This window comes from Pseudomonas sp. SDI, from assembly GCF_003105155.1.
Lineage (GTDB): Bacteria > Pseudomonadota > Gammaproteobacteria > Pseudomonadales > Pseudomonadaceae > Aquipseudomonas.
Genome location: NZ_QETK01000044.1, coordinates 25,019 through 36,023, shown reverse-complemented (window position 1 = coordinate 36,023; position 11,005 = coordinate 25,019). Strand labels below are relative to the sequence as shown.

Here is an 11,005-nt window from a genome sequence, read left to right as displayed (position 1 = left end):
GGGTGCGGGTGCGGGTGCGGGTGCGGGTGCGGGTGCGGGTGCGGGTGCGGGTGCGGGTGCGGGTGCGGGTGCGGGTGCGGGTGCGGGTGCGGGTGCGACAAAAAGTAGCCCAAATGGGCTGTTTTCTGAGAATTCGCAATGGTAAAATCTTATACCAATGGACATTTTAATAGTACACCGAGTGTACTTAAGGCGTCAAGCATGTCAGCTGAGATTTTTTTCAGTGCCGCATTTCCAGCAGAGACCTATGCCCTCGCATCCCGTCAGCCCGTGACCGCCAAGGCCGGCGCGCCCACTCCCCGCGCACGTCATCACCACCTGAGCCCAGGCCCAAGCCTAGACCCTAACCAAATGCCATCCGCAAGCCAGCTCCCCACCTGCCTGGGAGCACAGCGCTGATGCAAATCATGAAGATGCCGCCGCTGACGGCCATCAAGATCAAGGTCGAATACCAGAGCCCCACCCGGCTCAAAAAAATCCGCCTTCCGGGATTGATCACCAGCCAGGGAGTACTCGTCTCCTTGCTCCAATACCTGAGCGAGAAAACCAGGAGTAATTCGTGGCGAGTGAAGGTGACCTCCTCCGTGGCGATGCTCTTGGACTACATCACGCTGAGCGGCCTTCCCTTCCACAATCCGACCACGCTCCTGAAATCGTTTCGGGCCGCATTAAAGAGCGGGACTATCGACCTCAACCTGGAAGATCCGACGGGCCTCTACTGGCCCAACCGCAGCCAGGAGAATGCGGATGACATCATTTGCCTACTGACCGGATACACCGACTGGCTGACCAAGCAGCCGGGGCACAGCGGCGTGGTCATGAATCCGATTAGAGAAGCCACGAAGCACGAAGAGAAATTGAACTGGTGCGCTTATCACCATCGTCAAGACAACAAGCTTCTCAACCACTTAACGTCAGACGAAGAGCGAGAGATGAATCATTTTAGGCGTGAAGTAGGAAGAGAGAGAGCGTCACCTGTGATCCTTGACGAAGTTAAACGTTTTCCTCAAGAGCACTTCAACACGCTGATTGATGACGGTTGCCTAGTAGCCAGCTCTCGCAGTGAGCACAAGCATCTGCGTATTGATTACAAAAGCCAGGCCATGACCCTTCTGATGCATTATGGCGGGCTTCGAAAGAGCGAACTATTCCACATCTATCTTGACGATATCGAAATAGACGTAGAGCGCTGCGAGGCCATCGTCAGAATCCATCATCCGTCTAAAGGCAGAGCACCTGAGAAAGGCTATAAAGATCGTGAAGACTACTTGCTTCGCAAGTTTCGCATGAAACCGCGAACAGACTATCTGAAATCGGAATCGCTGCACGCGGGCTGGAAAGCACCCACGACGAACAAGCAAATGTTTTTTACCGTCGACTTCTATCCACCTTCTAAATCTCAGGAGTTTCTGCTCGCCTTTCAAAACTATCTCCTATACCAACGGGTAGACGCCGGAGGTAGGCATCCTTTCGCCTTTACGAATTTAAAGGGCAGACCTGAAAGCATTAAGAACTTCCAACGGCTCCACAGAGCCGCTGTCGAGAGGATCGGATTGCGCTGTTACAAATACGACGGCACAAGTGAACACGGCCATCGGCATGCGTATGGTTACCGACTTGCAGAAAATGGCTTTAGCCAAATTGAAATTCAGCGCTCGATGCATCATGCACATCCTGATTCTTGCCTTGTATACCTACAACCGACAGATCAGGAAGTGCGGGAACGGATGCGCACCGTCGAATCGAGAAACAACGCCAAACAAACTGCCGAAAACTGCGTAACTGAAGAATATGCGCCTCCCGGTCGACCTATCGCCAGCTACCGGCGGATAACAAAATCCAGGAGTTAACAATCGCGCAACAAGCGCCAAATACGCCACAGCTGCCGACCAACTGCCTTTAACCTAGACGGCCCGGACAGCTAATTAAAACTTTTGCGCACAAGGCTCAAGAGCGAACCTGCACGCCTGCGCGCCTGAAATTTAGCTCTATTGATATAAGGACTACAGACCATGGCACCCAAGCAAAAATTCTATGAAACCTATGAAGAAGCGCGCGCAGCGTGCATTAAGTTAGGAATCAATACAGTCACCGAGTATAACAAACGGCGCTCTGAAGACCCCATGCTCCCTTCAGCCCCATACCAAATGTACGTTAATCAATGGACAGGCTATGGCGAATTTTTCGGCAAGATAAAAGTCAAGATTCATGATTATGAAGAAGCAAAGGCTGTTGCCCTTGGACTAGGCATAACCTGTGCACAAAGCTACCAAGAGAAATACAAGCAAGATCCGCACCTACCCTCTCGCCCAGACGTACAATATAAAAAGGAATGGATCAGCTGGAACGACTTCCTCGACAAAGGAGAAAAGTACCAGGACTTCTTTGAAGCAAGGCTGATTGCGCGCTCCTATAACTTCAGAACCCTACAAGATTACAAAGACACCTGCTTGAGTGTCGACCCAAAGCTTTATGCTGCCCCTCACCTTATATATAAAGAATGGAACGGCTGGTACGACTATCTCGGCATTGAGAGACGTCCCACGCTACTGACATACCAAGAAGCCAAGGCCTTCGTCGCTAAGCATGGCATCAAAACGGGCCGCCAATATTACGAATTGAAAAAGTCACATCCCGAGCTTCCAGCCTCGCCATACAACACTTACAAAAAACACTGGGTAGACTGGCCGACCTTCCTTGAGCAAAACACGGAGACCTATAAACTTTACTCCGAAGCGCAGCAGGCTGCACGAGACGCAGGCATCAGCACAGCTGAAGAGTATGCTGCTTGCTATTCAGAAGAAGATCCAAAACTCCCAAAAGACCCGTCTAAAGCATACAAAGACGCATGGATGAGCTGGGAGCATTTTCTTGGTACAGTCCCAACATATGAAACCATTGATCACGCGACAGCGGCTGTCCAGCGACTCGGAATTAAAACCAAGTCCGAGTATTTGAACCGATTCCGAGAGGACAGCCTGCTGCCGAGATGCCCGGACATCATCTATAAAGACCAGTGGCCTGAGACCGGCTGGAGAGCATTCCTTTATGGTGATTTCTACCCAACAATGCATTCTGCGGGTGCAGCTGCAAGGGCGCTTGGAGTTGTGACCACTAAAGATTACGCAAAACTTGCGCACCTTGACCCAAAGCTCCCGCTGACGCCCCGCGAGGTGTACAAAGAATTTACTTCCTGGCAGGAATTTATCCTTCCTGAACGGTGCTCCACTTACGAGGAAGCCAAATTCGCCGTTAAAGTAATTGGCATAAAAAATAGCGCTGAGTATCGTCAAAAACAGGCACTCTACCCCTGCCTGCCAGCCAACCCACATCGTGATTTCCATAACGACTGGATCGACTGGTATGATTTTTGCGATATCGTTCAACCTTACTCTTTCGAAGAAGCCAAAGACTTGCTGAAAGAGCTAAGCATTCTTTCCGCCAGTGACTATAAAAAACATATTGTAGCCAGTGATGATCGGCGCTTCCCATTCGCACCGGACAAAGTGTATCAAGGTTCATGGATCAACTGGGCTGATTATTTGGGCCGGACGCAACCGTACACTATCGTCACCATCCCTAAAAGCCATGCAGCCTGGCAATTTGTTATCGGCTCGCATCTAAAAACGGTAAGAGGCGGCAGCGTCAAAGAGAACTACTTGGTGAGGTTCGTCCGAGACTTCCTCGTCCCACTAAAGATTGGCCAAGATCCTACAGCAATATTCACTACCGACAGATTCACACTGACGGAATTCGAGTTATTCATTGGGAGCATTAAAGAAACCCAACAACGCAAAGCTGTACACGCGCTGCGAGAGTTTGCAGAGAGCTTTATCAAAGACAACCTGTGCATCACTTGCGAGGACACCGGTGAGCGCACTCTGATTCTCGGCGCGCGCGATCCATTCGCGCCACTGAACAAAGACATTGGCGTCGTCATAACTCCCACGGAGACGGTTAAACCTGCGCTGGCTTACCACTTCGTCGACGAACTCAAAGAATGGATTATCCCCCCGAACGCCACAAGCTTTTCCGATCTGACCCACCTGCACGAGTTCAAAGCAGACTGGTTTGATGTTGACGAAAACAAAATTGACCGTGACGACCCAGACTGCGTCTGGAAGTGCGAAAAAGGAAAGTATAAAATTTGGTTCCCGGGTTCCTGGATGCATACTTACGCACTGGCATCTGTCCCTGTTCGCGGAATACAACTGGCTTACGTCGACTCCGGTGAAGGCGACGATGAAATTCCTGTGCTGGAAGATGGGGAAATTATTTGGAAACCCAATCCCTCGCCATTTCGTGGTTGCAAGAAGAACCAGGGATTTGTAAAAAAGTACCCCAAGGACGAAATTGGTATGCACATCACGACCAATAAGACGTCACGCACCAAGCCAGAGTACGATATCCCTTGGTTGCCGGAGGCGCTGGCAATCTGGTGCATCCGCTTTCGAAATTGGCAAACAAAGTACAACCCCATTAGCAAACCCATGCGATGGGAAGACTGCGAAAACACCAACTTGAACTTGGAAGATCGAAAGGCAAAGCAAGAAAACTGCTTCCTATTTCGAGATCTTGACAAAGAAGAATGCATCGGAAGTTTTGGCTTACGCCTAGGCTGGCGGATTGCCATTGCACTTTATAACATTCAGCCACCTGAGATAGAGCTGGCCACGCTTCAGGGCGATCCGACTAACGTCAGCTCATATTCCTCTCAGTACACAGCCCACACAATGAGGGTCAGCCTCATTACTGCGTACGTGATGGAGTTCAGACTGCCTCTTGAAGATATTGTAAAGATTGCAGGCCACAGCTCAGTAATCATGTCCATCTATTATGTCAAAGCGAATGGAGAAATGCTGCGCATGAAGTTTGAGGAAGGAGAAAAACGGGCATTAGCAGATCGAGCCAAAGCTGTTTGGCAAATGGTTCAGCAAGGCCGAGCCAATGCAGTTAAAGGCCAACTCGTCGCCAACAACGAGGAAGCCATCAAACGTTTCGCAGGAGACATCGCTGCTGGCAGTGCATTATTCCGAGATTACGGCCTCTGCACGTTTGCTGGTAGCCGATGCCACGACGGCTACTTGAATGAGCTTGGTAAGGCCATAGCAGTTCCCGCCGGTTACTTGGGCAGCGAAAACTGCATCCGTTGCCGTCACTTTGTAACGGGGCCCGTTTTCTTAGGCGGCCTTCTTTCCCTGGCTAATGAAATTTCACTTGCTGCCAGAATGCAATTTGACCACCTTAACAGCATGGGCCAGAAAGTCACCGATATCGACGAGCACCTACAAGAACTTGGCTATCAGCAGTATGATATGGAGAAAAAAGGGCTGGTATTTGACGAAACGCCCATTCGCGAACTCGAACTCGAAAAGCTCGCCATTAAGGGGCAGATAGAGACTGCCTCCCAGAAAGCGAACATGTATTTGTCGGACATGAACTCTATCAACCGGCTTGCCGGCCAGTGCCAGGCTGTCATGAACGAGCGCATTGAAAACGACGATGACGCTGACTCGACCCAGCTGATTATGCACAGTGATCATGAGACCACGCTTCAAGTAGATGAAACGTCATTCTTTCATCAACTGAACGAAGTTTGCGAAAATGCTGAGATCTATGTTTCTGCAAAGGCAGAACTGGCGGTTACACCCCGCACCCAGCTTCTCGACCGAATGATCCAGTTCAATGAAATGAAGCCGTCGCTTTTCATGCTGGACGCAAAACAGCAATTGACTATCGGCAACCAGCTAACCAAGTTCATGTTATCCCGACTTAACTCGTGGACAAAGCTTGATGCGGTGGTAGAGGGGCGCCTTCTGATGCGTGATCTTCCCGAGGATGAGCGGCTGTCGGAACATTCCATTAAACAGTTGCTGTCTGGCGCGAAAGCTCAAGAGGTGCTGGCTCTCGAACAAGATGAAAAACCATACCCTAAGCAGCCCAGCGGCCTGTCTAAGAAGCTTGGCCGCGCCCCCCATCCACACGCATTGATCGAATACGATGAAGAGGCCTATGTATGATGTCGCCTGAAGAAATCCTTGAAAGCCTCAAGGCCAGTAGTCCGCCTCGGGTGCATAAAACCCTTGACGCTGTTTATCTGGCTTGCCAGGAGCAGAAGGAGCGCAAGAGTACTGACTTCAGTTATGCCACGATCGCTAAATTCGGCAAGGTATACGGCGTTCCGGCCAAACAGAGCCTTCATAATGAAGGAGGTGCCCGGTACCGCGCGCTGATCGACGCCTTTGCCGCCGAGGTACCCGCAAAACCGAAACCAGTGGCTGGCAAGTATGCTTGGATTGACGCGCTCCCGATTGGCGAACAGAAATTATTAACCAATATGCTCTTAGCGGAGTTGAAAGCCTCGGAGTTCAAGCTTCGAGAGATTGTGCCACCCAATAAAATCATCTCCATCGACACACGCCAGCAACCCTCCGAGCTATTTAAACTTTCGCCCGGCGAACGGCGCGCACTTGAGTACCTTGTTTCAAGTGAGTTCCTCTCTGAACGCTCACTTACACTTGGTGCTCGCGGAGATGCATACGGCCCGAACGGCGAGCAGTTGTTCCGTCCAGGCACATTCGATGCGTTGAAAAAAGCGCTTGAGCACCTTTGAGCAGCGAAGCGGGTCTACAGCACATTCTGTGGGCTCGTCGCCAGGAACCCTCGCGACGCCAAGAACATCCTCGGCGCCAGGATCTCCGGCGCCATAACCCGGCCTTGCTACCCCTGAAGGTGGCGACCTTTTCAGCCCCAACCACAGGCGGGCTGCCACCCAAAGTCCTGGCGCCCAGGGCCTTTTCTACAGTGCGAACCAGGGCTGATTGATCTGAGTTTGCACAGTGATCGACTTCACGTGGGAGTACTGATTCAGGGTATCGTGACAATACTCGCGGCCGATCCCGCTCTCCTTCAAGCCCCCGAACGGCGCGCGACTTTTGAGGTTGAAATACTGGTTGATCCAGACGTTGCCGACTTCAAGCAGAACTGCGGTCTTCATGGCGTTGGCCAGCTTGGACGTATAGATCCCAGATGCTAGGCCGTACAGCACGTCATTTGGCCTGTTCGACCATGGCGTCGTAATCATTCCAGCCAATCACACAAAGCACCGGGCCGAAGATCTCTTCTTGCGTAATGTGCATCCGGTTCGTTGCTTCGAACACGGTAGGCTCAATGAATTAGCCATAACCATGTCCCGCAATGTCACGGCGCTGTCTGCCGATGAGCAGTTTCGCACCCTCCTCTCGCCCTACGCCGATGTAGCTGAGGACTCGTCTCCCCCTGCTTCTGATTGATCAAGCAAATGAGGCGCGTGGACTCGGACATCGGATCGCCCAAGGTGATACGGGAAACGGCTTGCGTCAGCTTGTCGATGAAGGGGGGCATAGATGCCGTCGTGGATGAACATCCCTGCAGTTCTGAGTCAGTCTGTCGATGCTCTGGGTGGGCTTGGCAGTGTGAGTTTGGTCGGCGCGTCGCACCTGGGCGCCCTGGTCTCGTTCGATGTTAACGACTGCTCATCAACGGGAAAAGCACCCGAGGCATCTGCGAGAGAGACAGCGTACCGCAGAAGTTCATCCCAGACCTGGTACGCCTGCTCATGCAAGGACGCTTCCCGTTCGACCGGATGGTGAAATTCTATCCTTTCGACAAGATCAACGAAGCAGCGGCCGACAGCGAAAAAGGCACCACCCTCAAGCCCATTCTGATCATTGATCCGACCTTTCCAATGAGCCACTGACGTCCTACATCAACAGCGCTCTCCGAGTGCACCAACAGCCTGTGGGTGCACTCGGAATGGATCGCGAGGTGGCATCCTTTGGGGCTTCAATCCTCAATCCAGATCTGGCCGTCCTTGAAGGTGACGAGATAGACGTTTGTCGAGATCTCCAAGAACTCGTAAATCGCCCGCACTTTGCTGACGAAGGCCGTGTCTGCGCTTAGTAGTACGTGCGAGTGGGAGGCGACTGACGCATGCGCGGCGTCGCTGATCGCTGCAATGTGACGGTGTTCTTTATTGAGGCTGCTGTCTGGCTTGTAACCGATCACGTTGAGCACGTTGTAGACACTGGTCACCTTCTCATGCTGGTGCATCTCTCGCCCATAGATGGGGTGCAGTGAGATCCCGACAAAATCCTCGATGACATAGCCCATGCCCCTGTAGCCATTCAGCTCCTGGTGCATCTCCCATAATTTTCGGATGACATTGGGCGGCTGAACATTGTTGAGCTGTACAGGCCCGACACCCACCGCGCTGCGATAGGCCTGAATGCCTGACTGGCCCGAGGCATCGTCTATGTATTTTTCCAGCTCCCCACTCGACACCTCAATCGCAATTTCGAACTGGCGTTGGAGCATGTCCATGTATTGCTTCATCGCAGTGGCGATTTCCGGCTGCTCCTCACCCACCAGCGCCAATTGCTCGGACGCATGCGACATGAAGGCATTGAACGCTTCCACTTGCTCGCGAGAAATGGCTGAAAAGCTGCTGTCCTTACGTCCGCCATAGAGTTTCAGATTGGTCTGATGAGCAGCGGCCAGCATCACATCGTAGATCGGCTCATTACTCAGGTAGGTTGCATAGGTCTGAAACGGCGAATGACTGGTGATCAGCATGCCCCCAGTGGGCTGGAGGGTATGATCGGTTTGGAACTTGAAGTGCATCGCACTCATGGATTCCAAGGCAGCGAGGAACACTTCAGGCTGCCCACTGCGCTTGATCTCCCTGAGGGTCTCATCAGAATAAACCACCTGATAATCGTTCATCAGCCGAGAAAAAAACGCCGGATCCTTTTCCTTCACCACGAGGTCGAGGACATTCTGGTCTAAGTAGACAGTGGGTTTACCGGCATAATCCGGGGGCGGCTCTTGTTCAACCATGTGTGGGCATCCCTGCAAGTAGACCATTAACTGCGTAGGTCTTAACCTTAGCAAAGTGGCGCCCCCCGTCGAACAGCTTTCTCTTCACCCAGGCCAAGGTCATCCGAGCGCCTGCCCGCTCCCAATCACAGGCTAGGCCAGGACGACCAATCAGCGCCTCTCTGATCCCAATCAACCTAGTTTCGCCCTCCCTCACCCCACGGCAGATCCGCCCTCAGGATCCACCATAAGTGCTTACAGCCATGCTCCACCAGGGTAACCCTGGGAATGCCTCGACTACCCCTCCAGCCCCCTTTACCGACGCTTACCTCTCGATGCACAGCACGTTCTACCGACCTGTGCCACCTGGTTTCTGGGAGCGCCAGGTCGGCATCGACAGCTTGGAGGTTGTTAGCACAGCAGAAGGTGGTAGAGGGTTGCAATTGCTCGCCCGTAGCTGCAAAGAGGCCCGGCTATTCGAGAGAACTGACACGGCCATTTGCGCCCTGAGACCCACTGCATTGGCAGCACCGTTCAGGACAAATAATGGTTGTCGTGTGCGTGACTCTCGCCGCGCTTTACCTTTCCTGGCGACCTTTGGTTAGACAGTGACGACCTGACCAACCACTTATACTGTATTTATATCCAGCTTTTTTTGATCACCCGTCCACGCGATAACTAGACCAGATGGCGGCATTTTGCTAGCTTCGCCCGATACGGTCTTTTGACTCCAACACGGCTGACGCAGTTTGGCGGGAATGGATTAACCTGATGCAGCGGGGCAGGTAAGCTTTGATTAATACATCAGTGGGCGCATTTAACGGAACCAGTTGGGAATTGTTGATGCAGCTCGTCTTAAAGGCAAAGTACGGCGCTGAAGGGTATCAGCATGTACCTGCTACGCCGGGTGACTTTGGCATTGAAGGTTTTACCCGAAGTACAGGCCTCGCGTTCCAATGCTATTGCCCCGACTTCCATTATGAGCGTAAAGAGCTCTATGAGAAGCAGCGGGACAAGATGACCCAGGATCTCAAGAAGCTAAAAGACAACGAGAAGAGCCTGTGCACCATTCTAGGTGGCACGCGGATCAAGAGCTGGTACCTGATAACCCCTGACGTTATCCATAACAAGATACTGTCGCACGCTGTAGAAAAACAGACCGAAGTCCGAGAGTGGAAACTGCCCCACCTTCATGAGGATTTCACTGTTTACGTGCATGATGCCGGTTATTACATGCAAGAGATCAATCAGCAAAAGAAATTCGAGGGCTTGCCCATTTCTTTGGGCCAAGACCTGCATGAAATACCCAAGGTCAACGAAGGCAACACCGAGTATGACGACAACTTGGAGCGCAAGACCAACCTGCGCATGGCTGAGAAGGGCGCATTGGCGGCTGAGGGTTTATTGAGGGTCACGAAGAAGTCGTTCCTCGATCACGACAGCTACTTCCAGAACCTGTATGACTCTCACCCTCAAACGTATTTCCAGTTGGCCAGGGCCTTACATGGCTTTGAGAACAACATTGAAGAGTGGAAATTCACGATCACTGGCGACCCTGATCAGCTGGTTGAGAAGGTCAAAACCAAGTTGCAGGAGCGCTTGGTCGGCGATGAGCTTTTGAGCATCGATGCAACCACTGCCGACGAGATCATCCGAAGGACAATGGCTCGCTGGCTGGCCGTCTGCCAGGTGGACTTCTACTAATGGCCACGCTCAAATTCACCTCACGGCCCAGCCCAGTACTGACGGAATTGCGGCCCATCTACAAGATATGCCAAGCCCTTTTGATCATGCACCTGACCGGGCGTGGCGACAAATGTAGCTTGGTAAAACTGCACCTCATGAACTGGGCGATAAAAACGCCACCCCGTGTCGAAACGATGAGGCTTGCTGCCGACCTCGGACAGATCACGCTACCGGTCTGGGGATTCGACCCAGCCCTTTCCATGGCGCTCAACCTCGCTTACAGCGATCAGCTGATCGAACCTACTACCACGGGCTTTGAACTGTCTATCAAAGGCAAACAGCTTGTGAAAACGATCATGGACGACAAGAGCGTCATGGTTGAGGAAAAAACAGCGCTACTCAAAATCGGCAAGAAAATTACGGAAGATATGGTTAAGACCGTATCCAAGGAATGGGAATAACC

General features: G+C 52.1%; 9 protein-coding genes. 6 read left to right on the top strand and 3 right to left on the bottom strand.

Annotated features, from left to right (window positions below; genetic code table 11):
- Positions 1 to 398: 398 nt before the first annotated feature.
- The 3 genes from gmtY (at position 399) to gmtX (ending at position 6,613) form a co-directional block, all read left to right on the top strand.
- Positions 399 to 1,850: a gamma-mobile-trio recombinase GmtY gene (gene gmtY / locus DCO48_RS21470; protein WP_116552614.1), complete on the top strand. Its 1,452-nt coding sequence runs from the start codon at positions 399 to 401 to the stop codon at positions 1,848 to 1,850.
- Between the two features lie 162 nt (positions 1,851 to 2,012).
- The gene (locus DCO48_RS21465) at positions 2,013 to 6,020 is read left to right on the top strand and encodes a VPA1269 family protein (protein ID WP_116552613.1); all 4,008 of its coding nucleotides are present in this window, start codon (positions 2,013 to 2,015) and stop codon (positions 6,018 to 6,020) included.
- The gene (gene gmtX / locus DCO48_RS21460; RefSeq protein ID WP_116552612.1) at positions 6,017 to 6,613 is read left to right on the top strand and encodes a gamma-mobile-trio protein GmtX; all 597 of its coding nucleotides are present in this window, start codon (positions 6,017 to 6,019) and stop codon (positions 6,611 to 6,613) included. Before DCO48_RS21465 ends, gmtX begins: the two co-directional genes overlap by 4 nt.
- A 186-nt stretch (positions 6,614 to 6,799) precedes the next feature.
- Here the strand turns inward: gmtX and DCO48_RS21455 are convergent, their stop codons facing one another.
- Together DCO48_RS21455 and DCO48_RS21450 are read right to left on the bottom strand one after the other, a co-directional pair.
- Entirely contained in the window at positions 6,800 to 6,997 is a 198-nt protein-coding gene (locus DCO48_RS21455; RefSeq protein ID WP_256584141.1) for an aldehyde dehydrogenase family protein, read from the bottom strand.
- Positions 6,998 to 7,049: 52 nt separating this feature from the next.
- Entirely contained in the window at positions 7,050 to 7,172 is a 123-nt protein-coding gene (locus DCO48_RS21450; RefSeq protein ID WP_305887849.1) for an aldehyde dehydrogenase family protein, read from the bottom strand.
- Positions 7,173 to 7,597: 425 nt separating this feature from the next.
- Here DCO48_RS21450 and DCO48_RS22790 point away from each other — a divergent pair, with 425 nt between their 5' ends.
- Positions 7,598 to 7,738 carry a hypothetical protein gene (locus DCO48_RS22790; RefSeq protein ID WP_165840814.1) on the top strand — a complete coding sequence of 47 codons (141 nt, stop codon included), beginning with the start codon at positions 7,598 to 7,600 and terminating at the stop codon, positions 7,736 to 7,738.
- A gap of 86 nt (positions 7,739 to 7,824) precedes the next feature.
- Here the strand turns inward: DCO48_RS22790 and DCO48_RS23055 are convergent, their stop codons facing one another.
- A complete protein-coding gene (locus tag DCO48_RS23055) occupies positions 7,825 to 8,877 on the bottom strand; it encodes a hypothetical protein (protein ID WP_256584139.1) in 1,053 nt (350 codons plus the stop codon).
- Between the two features lie 822 nt (positions 8,878 to 9,699).
- Here DCO48_RS23055 and DCO48_RS21440 point away from each other — a divergent pair.
- Both DCO48_RS21440 and DCO48_RS21435 read left to right on the top strand, forming a co-directional pair.
- Positions 9,700 to 10,560: a hypothetical protein gene (locus DCO48_RS21440; RefSeq protein ID WP_116552609.1), complete on the top strand. Its 861-nt coding sequence runs from the start codon at positions 9,700 to 9,702 to the stop codon at positions 10,558 to 10,560.
- Positions 10,560 to 11,003 (top strand): hypothetical protein, encoded by a 444-nt coding sequence (locus DCO48_RS21435; protein ID WP_116552608.1) that lies wholly within the window; start codon positions 10,560 to 10,562, stop codon positions 11,001 to 11,003. Before DCO48_RS21440 ends, DCO48_RS21435 begins: the two co-directional genes overlap by 1 nt.
- Positions 11,004 to 11,005 lie beyond the last annotated feature (2 nt).

Coding starts and splice junctions, on each gene's coding strand:
- gmtX (WP_116552612.1), top strand. CDS start 6,017: ATGATGTCGCCTGAAGAAATCCTTGAAAGCCTCAAGGCCAGTAGTCCG.
- DCO48_RS21435 (WP_116552608.1), top strand. CDS start 10,560: ATGGCCACGCTCAAATTCACCTCACGGCCCAGCCCAGTACTGACGGAA.
- gmtY (WP_116552614.1), top strand. CDS start 399: ATGCAAATCATGAAGATGCCGCCGCTGACGGCCATCAAGATCAAGGTC.
- DCO48_RS23055 (WP_256584139.1), bottom strand. CDS start 8,877: ATGGTTGAACAAGAGCCGCCCCCGGATTATGCCGGTAAACCCACTGTC.
- DCO48_RS21455 (WP_256584141.1), bottom strand. CDS start 6,997: ATGAAGACCGCAGTTCTGCTTGAAGTCGGCAACGTCTGGATCAACCAG.
- DCO48_RS21440 (WP_116552609.1), top strand. CDS start 9,700: ATGCAGCTCGTCTTAAAGGCAAAGTACGGCGCTGAAGGGTATCAGCAT.
- DCO48_RS22790 (WP_165840814.1), top strand. CDS start 7,598: ATGCAAGGACGCTTCCCGTTCGACCGGATGGTGAAATTCTATCCTTTC.
- DCO48_RS21465 (WP_116552613.1), top strand. CDS start 2,013: ATGGCACCCAAGCAAAAATTCTATGAAACCTATGAAGAAGCGCGCGCA.